Origin of the sequence: Micromonospora sp. NPDC048063 (assembly GCF_043202855.1) — a bacterium.
In the GTDB taxonomy this organism is placed as follows: Bacteria; Actinomycetota; Actinomycetes; order Mycobacteriales; family Micromonosporaceae; genus Micromonospora.
This window is the reverse complement of the sequence record NZ_JBIDBG010000023.1, coordinates 66182-85046: the sequence shown is the minus strand read 5'-3', so window position 1 is coordinate 85046 and position 18865 is coordinate 66182. Positions and strand designations below refer to the sequence as shown.

16 protein-coding genes are annotated in these 18865 nt (G+C 73.7%); 7 read left to right on the top strand and 9 right to left on the bottom strand.

What is annotated here, in order from left to right; all coding sequences use genetic code 11:
* Positions 1 to 151: 151 nt before the first annotated feature.
* The 4 genes from ACGFZ2_RS31560 (at position 152) to ACGFZ2_RS31545 (ending at position 2624) form a co-directional block, all read left to right on the top strand.
* Positions 152 to 583, top strand: coding sequence for a type II 3-dehydroquinate dehydratase (locus ACGFZ2_RS31560; RefSeq protein ID WP_393460042.1), 432 nt, complete (start codon positions 152 to 154; stop codon positions 581 to 583).
* Positions 584 to 674: 91 nt separating this feature from the next.
* Positions 675 to 1028, top strand: a complete 354-nt coding sequence (locus tag ACGFZ2_RS31555) for a DoxX family protein (protein ID WP_393460039.1) — start codon at positions 675 to 677, stop codon at positions 1026 to 1028.
* A 114-nt stretch (positions 1029 to 1142) separates the two neighbouring features.
* Positions 1143 to 2051 (top strand): ROK family protein, encoded by a 909-nt coding sequence (locus tag ACGFZ2_RS31550; protein ID WP_393460070.1) that lies wholly within the window; start codon positions 1143 to 1145, stop codon positions 2049 to 2051.
* 12 nt (positions 2052 to 2063) lie between these two features.
* Complete coding sequence (locus ACGFZ2_RS31545; protein WP_393460036.1) at positions 2064 to 2624, top strand: NADPH-dependent FMN reductase; 561 nt, start codon at positions 2064 to 2066, stop codon at positions 2622 to 2624.
* Positions 2625 to 2854: 230 nt separating this feature from the next.
* Here ACGFZ2_RS31545 and ACGFZ2_RS31540 read toward each other — a convergent pair whose 3' ends face one another.
* From ACGFZ2_RS31540 to ACGFZ2_RS31520, 5 genes are read right to left on the bottom strand one after another with little or no spacing between them, the layout of a single operon-like run.
* Positions 2855 to 4351, bottom strand: a complete 1497-nt coding sequence (locus ACGFZ2_RS31540) for an MFS transporter (RefSeq protein WP_393460033.1) — start codon at positions 4349 to 4351, stop codon at positions 2855 to 2857.
* A complete protein-coding gene (locus ACGFZ2_RS31535) occupies positions 4348 to 6159 on the bottom strand; it encodes an IucA/IucC family protein (protein WP_393460030.1) in 1812 nt (603 codons plus the stop codon). Before ACGFZ2_RS31535 ends, ACGFZ2_RS31540 begins: the two co-directional genes overlap by 4 nt.
* On the bottom strand, positions 6156 to 6761 hold the full coding sequence (locus tag ACGFZ2_RS31530; RefSeq protein ID WP_393270423.1) for a GNAT family N-acetyltransferase: 606 nt from the start codon (positions 6759 to 6761) through the stop codon (positions 6156 to 6158). The genes ACGFZ2_RS31535 and ACGFZ2_RS31530 overlap by 4 nt, the downstream gene beginning before the upstream one ends.
* Positions 6758 to 8056, bottom strand: coding sequence for a lysine N(6)-hydroxylase/L-ornithine N(5)-oxygenase family protein (locus ACGFZ2_RS31525; RefSeq protein ID WP_393460028.1), 1299 nt, complete (start codon positions 8054 to 8056; stop codon positions 6758 to 6760). The genes ACGFZ2_RS31530 and ACGFZ2_RS31525 overlap by 4 nt, the downstream gene beginning before the upstream one ends.
* A 26-nt stretch (positions 8057 to 8082) precedes the next feature.
* Entirely contained in the window at positions 8083 to 9639 is a 1557-nt protein-coding gene (locus ACGFZ2_RS31520; RefSeq protein WP_393460026.1) for a pyridoxal phosphate-dependent decarboxylase family protein, read from the bottom strand.
* A 369-nt stretch (positions 9640 to 10008) separates the two neighbouring features.
* On the opposite strand from ACGFZ2_RS31520, the gene ACGFZ2_RS31515 reads away from it, so the two are divergent.
* Positions 10009 to 12123, top strand: a complete 2115-nt coding sequence (locus ACGFZ2_RS31515; protein WP_393460023.1) for a penicillin acylase family protein — start codon at positions 10009 to 10011, stop codon at positions 12121 to 12123.
* Here the strand turns inward: ACGFZ2_RS31515 and ACGFZ2_RS31510 are convergent.
* Both ACGFZ2_RS31510 and ACGFZ2_RS31505 read right to left on the bottom strand, forming a co-directional pair.
* Positions 12044 to 12820: an ABC transporter permease gene (locus tag ACGFZ2_RS31510; protein ID WP_393460020.1), complete on the bottom strand. Its 777-nt coding sequence runs from the start codon at positions 12818 to 12820 to the stop codon at positions 12044 to 12046. The genes ACGFZ2_RS31515 and ACGFZ2_RS31510 overlap by 80 nt on opposite strands.
* Positions 12821 to 13007: 187 nt before the next feature.
* Entirely contained in the window at positions 13008 to 14246 is a 1239-nt protein-coding gene (locus ACGFZ2_RS31505; protein ID WP_393460017.1) for a S8 family peptidase, read from the bottom strand.
* Positions 14247 to 14872: 626 nt separating this feature from the next.
* Between ACGFZ2_RS31505 and ACGFZ2_RS31500 the strand changes: the two genes are divergently transcribed.
* A complete protein-coding gene (locus tag ACGFZ2_RS31500; protein WP_393460014.1) occupies positions 14873 to 15724 on the top strand; it encodes a hypothetical protein in 852 nt (283 codons plus the stop codon).
* Positions 15725 to 15936: 212 nt separating this feature from the next.
* Here the strand turns inward: ACGFZ2_RS31500 and ACGFZ2_RS31495 are convergent, their stop codons facing one another.
* Both ACGFZ2_RS31495 and ACGFZ2_RS31490 read right to left on the bottom strand, forming a co-directional pair.
* Positions 15937 to 17574 (bottom strand): MDR family MFS transporter, encoded by a 1638-nt coding sequence (locus ACGFZ2_RS31495; RefSeq protein WP_393460011.1) that lies wholly within the window; start codon positions 17572 to 17574, stop codon positions 15937 to 15939.
* Positions 17571 to 18050: a MarR family winged helix-turn-helix transcriptional regulator gene (locus ACGFZ2_RS31490; protein WP_393460009.1), complete on the bottom strand. Its 480-nt coding sequence runs from the start codon at positions 18048 to 18050 to the stop codon at positions 17571 to 17573. The genes ACGFZ2_RS31495 and ACGFZ2_RS31490 overlap by 4 nt, the downstream gene beginning before the upstream one ends.
* A 97-nt stretch (positions 18051 to 18147) precedes the next feature.
* On the opposite strand from ACGFZ2_RS31490, the gene ACGFZ2_RS31485 reads away from it, so the two are divergent.
* Positions 18148 to 18771 (top strand): TetR/AcrR family transcriptional regulator, encoded by a 624-nt coding sequence (locus tag ACGFZ2_RS31485; protein ID WP_393460006.1) that lies wholly within the window; start codon positions 18148 to 18150, stop codon positions 18769 to 18771.
* Positions 18772 to 18865 lie beyond the last annotated feature (94 nt).

The window sequence follows — 18865 nt, the reverse complement described above, 5'->3', positions numbered from 1 at the left end:
GGGTCACCGCCCCTAACAGCCCCTACGCACCCCTTAGTCCACCCGCCCCGGGGCCGCCGCCGGGTCGCCCGACGCCGGCCGCGTAGTAAGACTGCGGAGGACCAGTCATCGGGTCCTGTCGGGACAGGGCCGCGCCCCCGCGAGGTGAAGCGTGTCGGACGTGCTGCTGCTGAACGGCCCGAACCTGGGCATCCTCGGCAGGCGGGAGCCGGAGATCTACGGCACCGACACCCTCGACGACATCGAGCGGGCGGTCGGCGAGGAGGTCGCCGCGCGGGGCTGGCGGGTGGTGGCCGAGCAGCACGACTGCGAGGGGGCCCTGATCCGCGCGATCCAGAACCGGTACGACACCGTCGGCGCCATCGTCAACCCGGGCGCGCTGATGATCGCCGGCTGGAGCCTGCGCGACGCGCTGGCCAACTATCCGCGGCCCTTCGTCGAGGTGCACCTGTCCAACGTCTGGGCCCGGGAGAGCTTCCGGCACGACTCGGTCATCGCCCCGTTGGCCAGCGGCGTCATCGTCGGGCTCGGGTCGCTGGGCTACCGGCTGGCCGCCCGCGCCCTCGTCGCGACCGTCCGGTGAGGATTCGGCGCGCCGCCCTCCGCCGCCGACCGCGCCGATCCGGCGCCGGTACGGTCGTCCGCATCCTGCCACCTCACCGTAAGGACCTCACGTGCACATTCCCGTCATCGTCCTGACCGCCATCCTCGCCGCGGTCTTCCTGGGCACCGCCGTGCCGAAGCTGACCGGGCAGGCGCAGATGCGCGAGCGGATGGACCACCTGGGCGTCTCCCCCGGCCTGACCCGCGTGCTCGGGGTGCTGGAGCTCGCCGCGGTCACCGGTCTGCTGCTCGGGCTGCTCTGGGCGCCGCTGGGCATCGCGGCGGCCGTCGGCCTCGCCCTGCAGATGGTCGGCGCGGTGGTCTACCACGTCCGCGCGAAGGACCCGGCCCCCATGACCCTGACGCCGGTGATCTTCGCCGTCGCCGCGGTGGCGCTGGTGGTCCTCCACGTGCTCAAGGGCTGAGCCGTCGTGCCCGACCCGCAGCGTCCCACCGTCGGGCTCGACCCGCAGCGTCCCGCCGCCGGGCTCGACCCGCAGCGTCCCGCCGCCGGGACCGACCGGCAGGGCTCCGTCGGGGTGCTCGGCGTCGACGTCGGCGGCACGAAGGTGGCGCTGCGCGCCGAGGCGGCCGGCCGGCCGGCGTACGACCGGACCTTCCGCTGGCCGCACGGCGCAAACGCGGCGGCGGACCTGGCCGCGCTGGCCGCCGAGGTGACCCGGCTGCGCGACGCGTGGGGGCCGGTCGGCGCGGTCGGGGTGGCGATGCCGGCGACCACGGACACGGCGGGCGCCGTCACGACGTGGCCCGGCCGGCCGAGCTGGGCCGGCCTGGACCTCGCCGGCGCGCTGCGTCGGCTCTTCCCCGGCGCGGCGACGGCCGTGGCCGACGACGGTGACCTCGCCGCGCTGGCGGAGGCCCGGCACGCCGGCCGCGACGACGTGGTCTACCTGGGCGTCGGCACCGGCATCGGCGGCGGCGTGGTGCTGGCGGGACGGTCCGTGCCCGGCCGCTCCTCGGCCGAGGTCGGGCACATGGTGGTGGATCTCGACGGCCAGCGCTGCGACTGCGGCCGGCGTGGCTGCCTCCAGTCCGTGGCCGCCGGCCCGGCCACCCTCCGCCGGGCAGCCGACGGTCGGGGGGCCGAGGTGAGCTTCGACGACCTGCGCGACGCGCTGCGCGAGGGCCGCGACTGGGCGGTCGACGCGGTCGACGTGAGCTGCCGCGCCCTGGCGGCGGCGGTGGTCAGCCTCGGCGAGCTGCTGGACCCCGCGGTGGCGATCGTCGGCGGCGGCTTCGCCGCCGGGCTGCCCGGCTTCGTCCCACTCGTGGCCGAGCACGCCCGGTCGGCGGGCCGGGCGGGCCGGCCGACGCCGCCGGTGCTCCCGGCCGCCCTCGGTGCGCTGTCGTCCCTGCACGGCGCGGTGGAGCTGGCCCGGGGCCTGAGCGCCGTGCCGGCCCCCGCCAGCCCCGTCCCCACCCCGTAGAGGAGATCAACCATGGTCAGGATCGGTGTCATCGTCGGCAGTACGCGGCCCGGACGCAAGGCCGACGTCGTGGCGCGCTGGGTGCGGGACCTCGCCGCCAAGCGGGCCGACCTCACCGTCGAGCTGGTCGACATCGCCGACTACCGCCTGCCGCACTTCGACGAGGTGCTGCCGCCGTCGATGGCGCCGTCGACGCGTCCGGCCGTGCGCCGGTGGGCGACGACGGTGGCCGGGTTCGACGGCTTCGTCTTCGTCACCCCGGAGTACAACCACTCGATCCCGGGCGCGCTGAAGGACGCCGTCGACTTCCTCTTCCAGGAGTGGCAGCACAAGTCCGCCGGTCTCGTCAGCTACGGCGTGCACGGCGGCACCCGTGCGGCGGAGCACCTACGGCTGGTGCTCGGGCAGCTCGGGGTGGCCGACGTCCGGTCGCAGGTCGCGCTCTCCCTGGCGACCGACTTCGTGAACTTCCGCGACTTCCGGCCGGCGGCCCACCACGAGGAGGCCGTCAGCACCATGCTGGACCAGGTCGTCGCCTGGGCCGGCGCGCTCCGCATGCTCCGCCGACCCTGACGCCGGCACCCGCCGACGTAACGCCGGCACCGCCGGCTTGACCTCGACGCCGCCGACCCCGGTGCCGACGCCGACCCTGACCCCGACGCCACCGGCTGACGCCGACGCCGCCGGCCTGACGCCGACGCCGACCCTGACCCCGACGCCACCGGCTGACGCCGACGCCGCCGGCCTGACGCCGACGCCGCCGTGCGTGGCGGCGTCGGCCCGGTCGGCAGGAGGACGCGGGCTCAGCCGGCCCGCTCGGCCCGGCGCAGCAGCGTGGCGGCGACGCAGCCGCCGGCGAAGACGGCCACCGCGCCCACCGTCTGGCCGGTCTCCAGGGCGGAACGGAACGCGTCGGCGACAAGCCCGCGTTCCGCCTCGCTCCCGGCGGCCGCCAGGGCGGCGGGGAACGACCCGGCGCCGGCCAGCGCGGCGGGCAGCAGGGCGGCGAACCGGGCGTTCAGGATCGCGCCGAGCACGGCGACGCCGAGGCTGCTGCCGACCTCCGTCATGGTGCCGTCCACCCCCGCCCCGGCCCCGGCCTTCTCCGGCGGGATCGCGCTCATCACCGCCTCGACGATGGCCGGGTTCGCCACGGCGCAGCCGGCGCCCATCACGAGCAGCCCCGGCAACAGCACCCCGTAGCCGTCCGTCGGGGCGTGGGTGACGAGGGCGAGTCCGGCGGCGAGCAGCGTCATCCCGAGCGCGATCGACCGGGGCAGCCCGAGCCGGCGGATCACCCGGGCGGCGACGCCGACCACGTTGAGCAGGACGATGGAGAGCGCGAACGGCACCATCCGCAGCCCCGCCTCCCAGGCCGGGTAGCCGCGCACGAACTGCAGGTGCTGGGTCAGCAGGAACAGCGCGCCGGTGGCGCCGAAGGTGATCAGGACGACCCCGGAGACCGCGCCCACGAAGCGCCGGTTGCGGAAGAAGTGCATGTCCAGCATCGGGTCGGCGACCCGCCGCTCCCAGGCCACGAAGGTGGCGAGGAGGAGCACTCCCGCGCCGGCCGCGCCCAGCACCGGGGCGGCCGTCCAGCCGCGCTCCGGCCCCGCGATGATCGCGTAGACCACCGCGGTCAGGCCCGCCGTGGAGAGCAGCACCCCGCCCAGGTCGAGGCGCCCGCCGGTCGCACGGCGCGACTCCGGCACCAGCGCCCACGCCGCCACCAGGCAGACCAGCACGATCGGGACGTTGACCAGGAAGATCGCCCCCCAGGGCAGGTGGGCGAGGACGAGCCCGCCGAAGGGCGGCCCGGCCGCGAACCCCAGCGCGCTCGCCGCGGCCCAGAGCCCGATCGCGCGGGACCGCTCGGCGTCGTCGAAGACCTGCATCGCCACCGCGAGGGTGGCGGTGACCAGGAATGCGCCGCCGATCCCCATCCCGGCCCGGGCGGCGATCAGCTGGCCGCCGGTCTGCGCGAGCCCCGCGGCCAGCGACCCGAGCCCGAACAGCACGAGACCGGCCAGCAGCATCCGGCGGCGGCCGTACCGGTCGGCGGCGCTGCCCGCCGTGAGCAGCAGGCCGCACTGGACCAGGGCGTACGCGTTGATCATCCACTGGACGTCGGCGGTGCTGGCGGACAGCTCGGTCGTGAGCACCGGGATGGCCACGGTCAGCACCGTGTTGTCGAGCACCACGGTGACCTGGGCGAGGCAGAGCACGCCGAGGATCAGCCACCGGCCCCGCACCCGGCCGACCGCTGTCCCGCCGGCGGGCGCGACAGTCGTGGCGGTCACCGGGTCGGCGCGAAGCGGGCGATGGGGTTGGCCAGGGTGCCGACCAGTTGCAGCGCGGCCGACGGGTCGGCGAGGTCGACCATCTGCCGGTTGTTGCGCAGCTGGAGCCGGTTGAGGCAGGACAGCGCGAACTCCGGGGCGAACAGGTCGTAGCGCCGCAGCCGCTCAGCCAGGTGCGGGACGCTGTCGGCGTAGTCGGCCGCGCACCGGGCGACGGTGCGCCAGAAGGCGTCCTCGTCCAGCACGCCCTCGGTGACCAGGATCGCGTTGAGGTAGCGCAGGAAGCAGTCGAAGACGTCGGTGAAGATCGACAGCAGCCTCATGTCCTCGGGCACGTCGGCCCGCACCCGCCCCACCTGCGGGGGCAGGTCGGCGTCCGGGTCCATCACCACGATCTCCTCGGCGATGTCCTTGAAGATGGCCCGCTCGACCGTCCCGCCGTCCAGGACGAGGATGACGTTCTCGCCGTGCGGCATGAAGGCCAGGTCGTGGGCGTAGAAGCTGTGCAGCAGCGGGGTGAGGTAGGCGTCGAGGTAGCGGCGTAGCCACACCTGCGGCGCCAGCCCGGACTGCGCGATCAGCGCGGCGGCGAACGACCGGCCGTCGCGGTCGGTGTGCAGCAGGGACGCCATGGTGGCCAGTCGCCGGCCCGGCTCCAGGCCGGGCACCGGGCTCTCCCGCCACAGCGCGGCCAGCATCTTCCGGTACGGGGAGTACCGGTCTGTCGCCGCCTCGTACTCCAGGTGCCGGTACCCGATGGCGGCCCGCTCGCGGATGATCGTCAACCCGGTGCGCTTGAGGATCTCGTCGCCGTCGATCAGGTCGGCGAGCCAGTCGTTGATCGCCGGGGTGGCCTCCATGTACGCGGCGGACAGCCCCCGCAGGAAGCCCATGTTCAGCACGGACAGCGCGGTCTTGACGTAGTGCCGGGTCGGGTCGGTGACGTTGAAGAAGGTGCGGATGGACTGCTGGGCGAGGTACTCGTCCGGGCCGGGGCCGAGGCACACCAGCCGGCGCTGCGCCACCTCGGCGGCGAACGTGACGGAGATCCGGTTCCACCACTGCCACGGATGCACGGGGATGAGCAGGTAGTCGGCCGGGTCGAGGCCGAGCCCGGTCAGGGTGCCCGCGAAGGCGGCGAGGGTGTCGTCGCCGAGTTCGGCGCGGAGCAGGGTGTCGTAGTCGAGGTCGGCGGCGCAGGTGAAGGTCGTCCGGTCCCGGTGCCCGGCCAGCCAGACCAGCCGGACCGGGCGGGCGGCCTCCGGCGCGTACGCGCGGTATTCGTCGATGCCGAAGCCGATCCGGCCGTTGTTCGCCACGAAGCCCGGGTGGCCCTCGGTCATCTCGGTCTCGATGGTCTGGAAGTCGGCGCGGGCGAGGTCGGCGGCGCGCACCGCCGGCTTGTCGAGCTTGTACGCGGTGCTGGCGAGGGTGGAGCTGATCTCCTCCAGGTAGACGGGGAGGATCTCGTCGCGCAGGCCCAGCGCGCCGCGCAGGTCGAGGCAGAAGTCGAGGGCGTCCAGCGGCAGCTCGGTGTCGCCGCGGTGGCGGGTGATGCTGTCGGCGTCGATCCGCCAGTGGTCCAGGGCCAGCAGGCTCGCGGTGAACCGGTAGACCACGTCGCCGTCGTCGCCGCGCACCTCGTACCGGCGCTCCCCCGCCGCCGGGCCGTCCGCGTCGGCGGGGACCGGCTCGGGTGCGAGCAGCCGTTCGTGGGCGAACTCGGCCAGGGCCTTGCGGACCAACAGCCGGTTGGCGCGGGCCCAGCTCGCCGGCGTCAGGTGGGCCACGGATGCGGAGGGGTTCACGTGCGCAGGTCTCCTCGGGTTGCGGCGGGGTGGGTGTCGGTCGCGCCGGTCGCGGCCTCGAACTGGGCACGGGTGCAGACGCTGAGCAGCGCGTCCTTCTCGGGCTTGGCGATCGGGCCGACGACGGTGAAGCCGACGGCCGCGTTGAGCCGGTGCACCGCCGTGTTGCGCACGTCGGGCTCCACGACGACCCGCCGGGTCGCCGGGTCGGCGAACAGCCACGCCAGCACGGTGGTGATCACCGCGCGGGTGAAGCCGTGCACGGGCGCGTCGGTGGGGGCGCAGAGGAAGTGCATGCCGACATCGCCGTCGACCGTGTCGTACAGGCCGACGAGTTCGACGCGGGCGGGGTCGTACCGCTCGGCGAGGAAGGCGGGTCGCCCCTCGTGCAGACCAAGGAACGCGGCGTGGTGCGGGTGCGCGGCGATCCGCCGGTATTCCTGCGCGACCCGGGCCACGTCGGCGTCCTGCATCAGCCAGAACGCCGCCTTCGGGTGGGTCACCCAGCGGTGCAGCAGCGCGGCGTCGGCGTCCGGGTCGAGCGTACGCAGCGCGAACTCGCCGAGCCGGTCGTCGACGCGGCGGTGGACGACCTCGGTCACGACGCGGCTCCGGCCGGCACGCCGAACTCCTGGAAGGTGATGCTCTTCTCGACCGGGTAGTGCTCGCGGCCGAGCAGCTCCCGGATGATCCACGAGTTGCGGTACGGGCCCATGCCCAGGTCGGGTGAGGTGATGCTGTGCGTGTGGGTGCCGGCGTTCTGCAGGAAGATGCCCCGGCCGGTGTGGTCGATGCTGTAGTTGCGGGCCACGTCGAAGCGGCCGTGGCCGTCCCAGCGGATGCGGTCGCGCACCGGCTCCAGGAACTCCGGGACCCGGTAGTGGTAGCCGGTGGCGAGCACGAGACCCTCGGTGTCCAGGGTGAAGTCGCGGTCCTGCTCGACGTTGCGCAGCCCCAGCGTGTACGTCCCGCTCGGCTCGTCGTACGCGGCGGTGGTCAGCGCGGTGTTGGTCAGCAGCCGGGTGCGTACCGGGCCGCCGATGCTCTTGGCGTAGAGCAGGTCGTAGATGTCGTTGACGAGGTCGGCGTTGATGCCCTTGAACAGCCCCTTCTGCGCGGACTCCAGCCGGTAGCGGGTCGCCTCCGGCAGGGCGTGGAAGTAGTCCACGTAGTCCGGCGAGGTCATCTCCAGGGTCAGCTTGGTGTATTCGAGCGGGAAGAACCGGGGCGACCGGGTGACCCAGTTGAGCTGGTAGCCGCAGGCGTCGATGTCGCCGAGCAGGTCGTGGTAGATCTCGGCCGCGCTCTGCCCGCTGCCGACGACGGTGATGCTGCGCTTGGCGCGCAGCACCGCCCGGTGCTCCAGGTACTGCGAGTTGTGGATCGCGTCGCCGCCGAGCCCCCGGCAGGCGTCGGGCACGTGCGGCGGGGTGCCGGTGCCGAGCACGAGGTGCCGGGCGCGGTGGGTGACCCGCTCCCCCGTGGCGGTCACGGTGGCCCGCACGACGTAGTGCTCGTCGGCCGGGTCGAACTCGACGGACGTGACCCGCTGTCCGAACCGGACGCCGCGGAGCTTGCCGGCGGCCCAGCGGCAGTAGCCGTCGTACTCACTGCGCAGCGGGAAGAAGCTCTCCCGGATGTAGAACGGGTAGAGCCGCCCCGACTCCTTCAGATAGGCCAGGAAGGAGTACGGGGAGGTCGGGTCGGCGAGGGTGACCAGGTCGGCGATGAACGGCGTCTGGAGGCGGGTCGACTCCAGCAGCATCCCGGGATGCCAGCTGAAGGTGTCCCGCGCCTCCAGGAAGAGGCCGTCGAGGTCCTCGATCGGTTCGGTCAGGCAGGCCAGGCCCAGGTTGTACGGGCCCAGCCCGACGGCGATGAAGTCGTGCGTCGACATGCGTTCTCTCCAGCGGGGACGGGTCGTCAGCCGACGGGGCAGGTCAGCGCGGCGGTCGCCCTGGTGTGCGCGTACCAGCCGGCGTGGTCGGCGACGAGGTCGAGGACGTGGGCGATGTCGTCCAGCGTGGTCTCGGGGTTGAGCAGGGTGAACTTGAGGTGGTGCGCGCCGTCGACCCTGGTCCCGGCGACCAGCCCGGCGCCGGAGGCCGCCAGCGCCTCACGGGCGTACAGGTTGGCGTCGTCGACGAGGTCGCGGCCGGGGCCGGTCGGCAGGTAGCGGAAGACCACGGTGCTGAGCTGCGACCGCGTGACCACCTCGAAGCGGGGGTCCTCGGTGAGCAGTTGCCAGGCGTCGGCGGCCCGGTCCACCACCTCGTCGAAGAGCGCGCCGATGGCGTCCGGTCCCATGATCCGCAGGGTCAGCCAGAGCTTCAGCGCGTCGAAGCGGCGGGTGGTCTGGATGCTCTTGTCGACCTGGTTGGGAATGCGCTGCTCGACCATCCGGGCGGGATTGAGGTAGTCGGCGTGCCAGGTGGCGTGCCGCAGCACCCGCCGGTCGCGCACCAGCAGGGCGCTGGAGCTGACCGGCTGGAAGAACGACTTGTGGTAGTCGACGGTGACCGAGTCGGCCCGTTCGATGCCGTCGAGCAGGTGCCGCCGGGTCGGCGACACCAGCAGCCCGCAGCCGTACGCGGCGTCGACGTGCAGCCAGACGCCGGCCGCCGCGCAGACGTCGGCGATCTGCGGCAGCGGGTCGATGGTGCCGAAGTCGGTGGTGCCGGCGGTGGCCACCACCGCCATCACCACCAGCCCCTCGCCGCGGCAGCGGTCGATCTCGCGGGCCAGCTCGTCCGTGCGCATCCGCCGGTCGGTGTCGGTGGGCACGGTGACCACCGCGTCCGCGCCGAGGCCGAGCAGCCTGGCCGCCTTCTGCACGCTGAAGTGCCCGGCCGCCGAGGTGACGACGCGCAGTCGGGACAGCAGCTCCAGGCGGGACGGCTGCCCGGTCTCCCGGCCGGTCACCTGGGCGCGGGTCTCCTCGCGGGCCAGCAGCATCGCCTGGAGGTTGGACTGCGTGCCGCCGCTGGTGAAGACGCCGTCGGCGGCTGGCCCCAGGCCGATCCGCTCGGCCGTCCAGTCGACCAGCCGGCGCTCGATCAGGGTGCCCCCGGCGCTCTGGTCCCAGGTGTCCAGGGAGGAGTTGACGGCGCTGAGCACGGCCTCGGCGAGCAGCGCGGGAATCACCACCGGGCAGTTGAGGTGTGCCAGGTAGCGGGGGTGGTGGAAGAAGACGGCGTCGCGCAGGTAGACGTCCTGGAGTTCGTCGAGCGCGGCGCCGGTGTCGCCGAGCGGCCGGTCCAGGTCGATGCCGGCGATCCGGGGCGCGAGCTCGTCCGGTGTCACGCCTGTGAACGGCCGGTCCGCGCCGGCCACCCGGGTCGCCACCCGGTCGATGCCGGCAGCCAGCACGCGCCGGTAGTCCTCGACCGAGCCGGCGGTGAACAGGTGGGCGCGGGCGCCGTTCGTCCCGGGGGTCACCCCGGTCGACGGCGCCTGGACGGTGGATCCGGGCAGGCTCATGCGGGTCCTCAGCGGTCGGGAGTGGACACGGCGGCGGGGGACCTGGACGTCGCCTTCCGCCGCGATCCGATGATCGAGCGAACTTAGGTTACCCTAACCTAAGTTCGTGTCAACGATGTTGCCGTGTCGCATCGATTTCGCTCAGTTCGACGTCCGTCGCCGACGTCCGCTCCCCTGGCACCGCCCGGCGGGGCGCCGGAACCGGCGCCGGTGCGCCATGCCCACCGCGACGCCGAGTCCCACCAGGGGCGCCAGGCTGAAGGTCCACCACCGGCAGCCGGGCCGGCCGGCCAGCCCAGTTAGGGGAGGGTAACCTAAGTTGATGGCCCTGTGGCAGGCGGCACGGCCGCCCATCCGACCCGCGCCGCGATGACCGGCGTCTATCGCGACCGGTGGGGCGTCCCGCACCTGCGCGCCGACACCGTCGACGGCCTCGCCCGCCTCCAGGGGCGGGTGGCCGCCGTCGACCGGGCCTGGCAGATCGAGGTCGAGCGGTGGCGCTCGGAGGGTCGCCTCGCCGAGCACGTCGGCCCCGCGGAGCTGGGCTGGGACAGGTTCGCCCGCCGCGCCCGTCTCGACGACACCGCGCGGCGCTGCTTCGATCGGCTCGCCCCCGACACCAGGCGGTGGGTCACCGCCTATGTGGACGGGGTCAACGAGGGGCTCGCCGAGGGCGCCGCGGCGACGCCCGAGTTCGCGGCGGTCGGCTGCGCGCCGGGCCGGTGGCGGCCGTGGTCGCCGCTCGGCGTCTTCCTCGTCCAGCACGTGCTCTTCTCCACCTTCCCCAACAAGCTGTGGCACGCCCACGTCGCCGGCGCCCTCGGCCCGGCGGCGACCGGCCTGTTCGCCGTCGAGGGGCCCGGCGGGTCGGGCAGCAACGCCTGGGCGGTGCCCGGCGACCCGGTCACCGGCCGGGCGCCGGTCGTCGCCGGCGACCCCCACCGCATCCTCGAACTGCCCGGCGTCTACCAGCAGGTGCGCCTCGCCTGCCCCGAGTTCGACGTGCTCGGCCTCGCGTTCCCCGGCGTCCCGGGCCTGCCCCACTTCGGGCACGCGGGCGAGGTGGCCTGGGCGGTCACCAACGCGATGGCCGACTACCAGGACCTCTACCGGGAACAGGTGCGCCGCGACGGCGACCGGGTGCTGGTCCGCGAGACGGACGGCTGGGCGCCGGCGCACCGCCACGTCGAGCGGATCGAGGTACGCGGCGGCGAGCCGGAGTCCGTCGAGGTGATCGAGACGCCGCGCGGGCCGGTCGTCGACCACGACCGGGACACCGGCGAGGCGATCAGCCTGCGCACCCCGAGCCGGGTCGAGGGGCGTCTCGGCTTCGACGCGCTGCTGCCGCTGCTGCGGGCGACGAACGCCGACGACGTCGCCGACGCGCTGCGGGACTGGGTCGAGCCGGTCAACAGCGTCCTCGTCGCGGACCGGCACGGGACGGTGGTCCACCTGGTCGCGGGGCTCGTCCCGATCCGCGACGACCGGTGCCGGCGGGAGCCGGTGCCCGGCTGGGATCCGCGGTACCGGTGGCACGGCGGCTACGCGCCACCGCGCCGCACCGCCGTCGACGGGACAGCGGTCTGCGCCAACGACCGGCGCCCCGACACCGCCGACCTCGGCGCCGACTTCGCCCCGCCACACCGCGCCCGCCGCATCCGCGCCCTGCTGGCCGGCGGTGCCGGCCCGGCGGCAGTGCACATGGACACCCGGCTGGAGGCCGCGGCCCTGCGCGGCGCGCTCGACCGGCTGGACCCCGACGGCCTCGGCGAGCCGGCGCGGCGCCTGCGGGACCGGTTGCTCGCCTGGGACGGGCGGATGGGGGCCGACAGCACGGACGCCGGCGCCTTCGCCGCCTGGCGCGCGGCCCTGGTCCGCCGGCTGCACGACCACCCGTGCCTGCGCCCGCTGCGCGCCCCGAGCGCGTTCGACCCGCTGTTCACGCCGTGGACCGACCCGCTGGCGCGCATCGGCCACGCCCTCGACGGGGTGGTCGCCGGGCTGCACCGCCTGGGCGGGGACGTCGGCCCGGTGGCGGCCGGGGCGCTGGCGGAGGTCGCGGCGGGCGACCCGCCCGGGCCGTGGGGCCGACGGCACGTGCTGCACCCGGTCCACCTCGGCGTGGCGCCGGCGGTCGACGTGGCCGTACGCGCGATGCGGGAACGGGTCGCGCTGGCCGGCGACACCGACTGCGTGCTGTCCACCTCCAGCGTCCCGGGCGTCTCCGACGCGTGCTGGCGCGGCCCGGTGGCCCGCTACGTGTGGGACCTGACCGACCGCGCGGACAGCCGCTGGGTCGTGCCGTTCGGCGCCTCCGGAAGGCCCGGTGACCCGCACTTCGACGACCAACTTCCGCTGTGGGCCGGCGGCGAGCTGGTCCCGGTGGTCACCGACTGGCGGGAACTCACCCCGGAACCAGGAGCACAGGCAGCAGCTCCGCCCGGGCCGGACGCAACCGGCCCCGGGCCACGAGTTCGACGGTGATGACGACCGCGACCGCCTCCACCGCGAGGAGCCCGACCAGCACGACCAGCTGCGTGATCCCGGCCGTGAGTGGACTGGCGCCGCCCAGCAGCATTCCGACGAACGCGCCCGGCAGCGTCACCAGGCCCACCGTGCGGGTCTGGTCCAGCGCCGGCACCAGCGCCTGCCCGGCCACCGGACGGCACACGAGCAGGACGGCGTCCCGTGCCGGCAGCCCCAACGCCAGGGCGGCCTCCACCTCTCCCGCACGGGCGGTCAGTTCGTCCAGCACCCGCCGGCCCGCCAGCGACGTCGCGGTCATCGCCCCGCCGATGAGGATTCCGGCCACCGGGATGACGGCGATTCCCCGCATCGGCACGAGCCCCGCCGACAGCAGCCCCGCCACCACGGCCATGCTCCCCGCCGCGATCGGCACACCCGCCCACCAGTTCCACCGGCCGGTGATCCGCCGGCCGGAGGTGGCCGCCGCCACCGCACACATCAGCACGACGAAGGCCGCCGTCGCCCACAGCGACACCACGATCGCGGTGATCAGCAGCGACACGGCCGCCAACTGGATCGCGGCGCGGGCCGCGGCGACCAGCACCTGCCGGCCGTGCCCGAGCGCACCGGCCCGGACCACGACGGCCGCCACCACGGCCAGGGCGACCAGGGCGGCGGCCAACTCCGGGCCGACCACGAGCATCGTCGAGGACATCCGGCAAGTCTGCCGGCGCGCGGACGGCCGCGGGGCGGCGGCCTCGCACCGACCGGCGCCCGGATCTGGGCGGACGACCCCGCCGGCGGCGAAGAGCGGCCCGGACACGGGCCGGCCCCGGGGCGGGACGCCTCGGGGCCGGTGCGACCGTTCCCGCCGGAGCCGTCAGGCCACCGGCGTCGGAGGGTCAGAAGGTCGGAGCGAGGTAGAGCAGGCGGTTCGGCGAGCCGCTGCCCGGGTTGGTGATCACGTTGGTCGTGGCCTGGCTGACCAGGTACGAGTGGACCTGGGCGGGCGTCCAGCCCGGGTTGACGCTGAGCACCCGGGCGGCCGCGCCGGCGACGTGCGGCGAGGCCATCGAGGTGCCGCTGATGGACGAGGTGGCGGTGTCGCTGGTGGACCAGGCCGACAGGACACCCACACCGGGGGCGAAGATGTCGGTGCAGGTGCCCCAGTTGGAGAACGAGGCCCGCGCGTCGTTGCTCTGCGAGGCGTTGACGGTGAGCGCCGTCGGGACCGAGGCCGGCGAGTAGTTGCAGGCGTTGGCGTTCGAGTTGCCGGAGGCCACGGCGTAGGTGATGCCGTCGGCGATGGAGTTCGCCACGGCGGTGTTCAGGGAGCTGTTGTAGGAGCCGCCGAGGCTCATGTTCGCCACCGCGGCCTGGCCCGCCTGGTGGTTCGACGTCACCCAGTTGATGCCGGCGATGACCTGCGCCCAGGTGCCGCTGCCCTGGCAGTTCAGCACCCGCACGGCCACCAGCCGGACGTTCTTCGCGACGCCGTAGGTGTTGCCGCCGACGGTGCCCGCGACGTGCGTGCCGTGGCCGTTGCAGTCGGCGGCCGGCAGCGCGTTGTCGATCGCGTCGTAGCCGTCGACGGCCTGGCCGGCGAAGTCGACGTGGGTGGTCCGGATGCCGGTGTCGATGATGTACGCGGTGACGCCGGTGCCGCTGCTGTTGTAGGTGTACGTGCGGCTGAGCGGCAGGGCCCGCTGGTCGATGCGGTCCAGGCCCCACGGCGGGTTGCTCTGGGTGGCGGTCGTCGTCACGGTGTGGTTCTGCTCGACGTAGTCGACGGCGGGGTGCGCGGCGAGGCGCTTGGCGGCCCGCTCCGACAGCCGCACCTCGAAGCCGTTGAGGGCGTCGCCGTAGACGTGCCCGACCGTCCCGCCGAAGCGCGCGGCCAGCGAGCCGGCGCTGCTGCGCACCTCGGCCTGCCGGGTGCCGGCGCGACCGCCGACGCTGCTGTCCTTGAGCACCACGATGTAGCTGTCGGCCACGGCCGTCGCGCCGCCGGCGCTGCGGATCTCGCCGGTGCCGGGGGCGGCTGCCGCCGGGGCGCCGATCATGGTGGTGACCATGGCGGCGCTGGCGAACACGCCGACCGCGCCGGCGAGGGTACGCCGTCGAGTGCGAGGGAGTGTCATCTCCCGGTCCTCCTACTGTCGTGGCCTTCGGGTGGCTCGTGGCGCACCCGGCAGGCGGTGGACGATGAGGAAACCTTAGCCATCATATTCATGTTCGTATATTTTCTTGGTGTTCACGATGTGAGGACGATGTTGAAGAACCGCACGTGAAAGGCTTGCGCGAACAAGGATCCAACTGAGACAGGCCGGCATCCATGGCCGTCCGGGCCGCCGACCGGGCGACCCGTCACGGCGACGGCGGCGACGACACCCCCGCGCCCGACGCGGGCGGCGCCGCGGACCGACCGAAGCGCCCGGCCGCGCGGCGCCGCCCACATCGCGGACCGACGGAATGAGTGATCCTCGTCACGGGGGCGGCGCGCCCGGCGCGGCGTCCGCACTTGAGCGGCGCGAGGAGCGGAATCCCGCTGCACGGCCCGGATCCGCCTCCCCGACGCTGCCGGGCCGCCGCCACCCCCCTCGACTCAGGGCTGCCGCCTCCTACACGGAGGGTGATGGCCGGTTTCTCGGCTGCCATGACCCGGACCTCGACTGGATCGCCGGCAACTGTCGAGATTTGGAGCGCTCACTACCCTGTTGCATGATCCCCGTGCCTGGGCACACATCGACAGCGATAAGGGCTTCAGATGACCGACAGTCACCCTCCGTATGGAGGGCAGCCGGATCCGAACGTCACCCCGTGGAGCGGGCCGCCGGCCCCTCAGGGTGGGTACCCCGGATACGGCCAGCCAGGGCAGCCACCGCAGTTCGGGGCCCCGGTCCCGCCGCCGCAGAAGTCGAACAAAGGCCTGATCATCGGCCTGTCCGCCGCCGCCGTGGTGGTCCTGCTCGTGCTCTGCGGCGCCGGCGTCGGGTTCGTCCTCGTCAACGACGACGACGTTCCCACCCCGGTCGCGTCCGCCACCCCGAGCGGGTCCAGCGAGCCCGGCACCGACGCCACCCCCACCCCGGGGCAGTCCGAGTCGCAGGATCCCGGCAACAGCAACAACGCGGTGACCGCCCGCTACTCCAGCGACCTGGGCGACGTCTGCGAGGGCAGCCAGATCCTCAACGCGGCGCCCTACAACGGCGGGGCCGGTGCCAAGGCGTACGTCTTCTCGAACAACCCCGACCGGCTGACGTTCTGGTCGTCGAAGTCGATCGCCTCGAACAAGCCGTACTACGCCAAGAGCGCCGACTTCGAGTCGGTCTCCGTGGTCGGCTGCCTGAAGTTCGTGGAGGGCAGCGAGGGCACGCCGCGCCAGTGCCAGTACAAGGACAGCTCCGACAAGCAGGTCACCATCGACTACGTCTCGTCGCGCTACGAGCTGACCTTCTACGCGGCGAAGACCGGCGAGAAGATCGGCGACGGCGGCACCGTGAGCGCCCCGGCGAACCGGTGCCCGAGCTTCATCTCGTACAACAAGAACACCATGAAGGCGTACGCGTCGCCGGACTCCGGCACCATCGAGGCGGCCCTGGACAAGTTCCTGTCCTGAGGCGGCTCGTTCGACATCGGGGAGGGACGGTCACCGTCCCTCCCCGATGTGTTTCCCGCGTCCGCCCCACCCGTCGCGGAACAGGCTGCCTCGCCCTCGACCACGCGACCGTCCTGCGGGTGCGGGCCCGGCGCCGACTCCACCTCCCCGCCGACGAACGGGGCCGCCGCCGTAGGAAGACGGCGGCGGCCCCGGCGGGCGTGGGGCGGACCTCAGCGGCGGGCCGACGCCTCCTTCGCCACGGCGTCCACGTCCACCTGGTCGAAGGCGGGAGCGCCGTCGACGGCGTCGGCGGCGACGGCCGCCGAGGTGGCGGCGTCCGGCAGGTCCAGGCTGGTGCGGAGGGTGACCGGCTTGAGCAGGGCCGCCGCGAGGACGCCGACGACGGCGATGGCCGCGGAGATCAGGAAGATGTGTCCGGTGGCGTCGCCGTACGCGGCCCGGACGATCTGCTGGACCACGGCCGGCATGGCGTCGATGTTGAGGCTGCCGGTCCCCCCGCCGGAGGTGGGGATGCCCGCGGTGGCGAGGTCCGTGGTGATCTGCTCGGTGACCCGGCGGGCGAGGACCGCGCCGAGCACCGACACCCCGATGGTGCCGCCGAGGGAGCGGAAGAACGCCACGGTGGAGCTGGCCGCGCCGATGTCCTTGAGGGAGACGGTGTTCTGCACGGCGAGGACGAGGTTCTGCATGGTCATCCCGACCCCGACGCCCACGATGAACATGGCCGCGCCGACCAGCACCAGCGACGTCTCGTGGTCGATGGTGCCGAGCACGGCGAACCCGGCCACGAGCACGACCGCCCCGACGAGGATGTAGGGCTTGACCTTCCCGGTCCGGGTGATCAGGCGACCGGCGACGATCGACGAGCCGAGGACACCGGCCATCATCGGGATGGTGAGCAGCCCGGCCTCCGTCGGGCTGTAGCCGCGGCCGATCTGGAAGTACTGGCCGAGGAAGACGGCGCCGCCGAACATGGCCATGCCGACCGCGAGGCTGCCGAGGATGGCGAGGGCGGTGGTGCGCTGGCGGACCAGGTCGAGCGGGACCACCGGCTCGTCAGCCCGCGCCTCCACCCAGACGGCCAGGGCCAGCAGCAGGGCCGAGCCGCCCACCATCGCCGCGCTCTGCCAGGAGACCCAGGCGAACGAGTCGTCGACGAAGGAGATCCAGATGAGCAGCACGCTGACCCCGGCGGCGATCAGGGTGGCGCCCAGGTAGTCGATCTTCACGTTGTCGCGGCGGACCGTGGGCAGGCGCAGGGTGACCTGGAGGAGGATCAGCGCGATGACGGCGACGGGGACCCCGACGAAGAAGCACCAGCGCCAGCCGAGCCAGGACGTGTCGACGATGAGCCCGCCCAGCAGCGGGCCGCCGACCGTCGCCACGGCCATGACGCCGCCGAGGTAGCCGTTGTACCGGCCGCGCTCCCGCGGCGGGATCATCGCCGCGATGGCGACCTGGACGAGCGCCTGGAGGCCGCCGACGCCGATGCCCTGGAACGCACGCGCGGCGATGAGCTGGCCGGCGGTCTGGGCGAGGCCGGCGACCACCGAGCCGGCCAGGAAGACGACGATGGCGACCTGCACCAGGAGCTTCTTGTTGAACAGGTCGGCGAGCTTGCCCCAGATCGGGGTGGTCGCGGTCGCGGTGAGCAGGGTGGCGGTGACCACCCACGTGTACTGGGTCTGCGACCCGTTCAGCGCGCCGATGATCTTCGGCAGCGCCGTCGAGACGACGGTGCCGCTGAGCATGGCGACGAAGAGCACCAGCAGCAGGCCGCTGAGCGCCTCCAGCGTCTGCCGATGCGTCATCGGCGTGTCGCCGGTCGTCGTGGTGGGTGCGCTCATCGCGCGGCCTCCAGGTTGTCGTGGTGTCCGAGGGCGGTCTCGATGTCGCGGGTGAACCGGCCGAGCGCCCCGCTCAGCGCCGCGATCTCGTCGGGCGTCCAGTCGGCGAGCGCCCGGTCGAGCACCCCGCCGTACCAGTCGAAGATCTCGGCCAGGGCGGCCCGGCCGTCAGGGGTGACGGCCAGGACCCGGGCCCGCATGTCGGTCGGGTCGGCGCCCCGCTCGACCAGGCCGAGCCCGACGAGCGAGGCGATCGCGCGGCTCACGGTCGACGGGTCCAGCCCGGTGCGGGCGGCGAGTTCCCGCGCGTGGCAGCCGGCGGGAAGCCGGTTGATCTGCATGAGCATGCCGACCAGGCCGAGCGGCACGAGCGGCCGCACGTCGGCCCGGCGCCGCCGGATCAGCCGTACGGTCCGGACCAGTTCGTGCAGCCTGGTGCCGAGTTGACGAGCGGTGCCGTCCACCGTTTCCCCCACATCGCAGATGGTTGCCGCATACAAGCATCTGCCGATCTTGCCCAATGAGCAAGTTTGCGCAATGAGAAACGAGTCACGTCGGCACTAGGCTGACGGCATGGACGAGGCCACCGGACTACGGGAGCGGAAGAAGGCGGCAACCCGCCTCGCCCTGCACGAGGCGGCCCTGCGCCTGGCCTCCGAGCACGGGCTCGACCGCGTCACCGTCGAGGCGATCGCCGACGCCGCGAACGTGTCCCGCCGGACGTTCTCCAACTACTTCTCCAGCAAGGAGGAGGCGATCTTCCACGGCGACGCCGTACGACTGCGCCGACTGCTGGAGCTGGTCCGCCAGCAACCGCCCGACGCGCCGCCGTGGCGCGCGCTGAGCCGGGCCGCCGAGCACCTCGCCGAGGAGGTGTACGGCAACACGCCCCCCTCGTGGCTGGTCCGCCGCCGCCAGCTGCGGGGGCACCCGGGACTCGTCGCCCAGCAGATCGCGGCGTACACCACCATCGAGCGCGAACTCGCCGACGAGTTCGTCCACCGGCTGGTCGGTCCCGACCCGGAGCTGCGGGCCCGGGTCCTGGCGGCGACCTTCCTGGCCACCCTGCGCGTCGCCGTCCAGCACTGGATCGAGCACCCCGACGGGCCGCTGCGCGACACCCTCCGGGCCGCGCTCGCGGGGGCGGCCTCCGCGCCGGCTGTCGAGGCTGCCGTTCCCCCACCTGACACCACCTGAGCCCGCAACGGACGGTGCGTACGCATCCGTGGATCTCGCCGCACCACCGCTGCCCGGTTCCGCCTCGCTCCCGCCGGGCGGTGCCGGCCCGGCG

Excerpts from the sequence above, each read along its gene's own strand:
- ACGFZ2_RS31545 (WP_393460036.1), top strand. The coding sequence starts at position 2,064 with ATGGTCAGGATCGGTGTCATCGTCGGCAGTACGCGGCCCGGACGCAAG.
- ACGFZ2_RS31525 (WP_393460028.1), bottom strand. The coding sequence starts at position 8,056 with ATGTCGACGCACGACTTCATCGCCGTCGGGCTGGGCCCGTACAACCTG.
- ACGFZ2_RS31520 (WP_393460026.1), bottom strand. The coding sequence starts at position 9,639 with ATGAGCCTGCCCGGATCCACCGTCCAGGCGCCGTCGACCGGGGTGACC.
- ACGFZ2_RS31515 (WP_393460023.1), top strand. The coding sequence starts at position 10,009 with ATGACCGGCGTCTATCGCGACCGGTGGGGCGTCCCGCACCTGCGCGCC.
- ACGFZ2_RS31510 (WP_393460020.1), bottom strand. The coding sequence starts at position 12,820 with ATGTCCTCGACGATGCTCGTGGTCGGCCCGGAGTTGGCCGCCGCCCTG.
- ACGFZ2_RS31505 (WP_393460017.1), bottom strand. The coding sequence starts at position 14,246 with ATGACACTCCCTCGCACTCGACGGCGTACCCTCGCCGGCGCGGTCGGC.
- ACGFZ2_RS31500 (WP_393460014.1), top strand. The coding sequence starts at position 14,873 with ATGACCGACAGTCACCCTCCGTATGGAGGGCAGCCGGATCCGAACGTC.
- ACGFZ2_RS31495 (WP_393460011.1), bottom strand. The coding sequence starts at position 17,574 with ATGAGCGCACCCACCACGACGACCGGCGACACGCCGATGACGCATCGG.
- ACGFZ2_RS31485 (WP_393460006.1), top strand. The coding sequence starts at position 18,148 with ATGGACGAGGCCACCGGACTACGGGAGCGGAAGAAGGCGGCAACCCGC.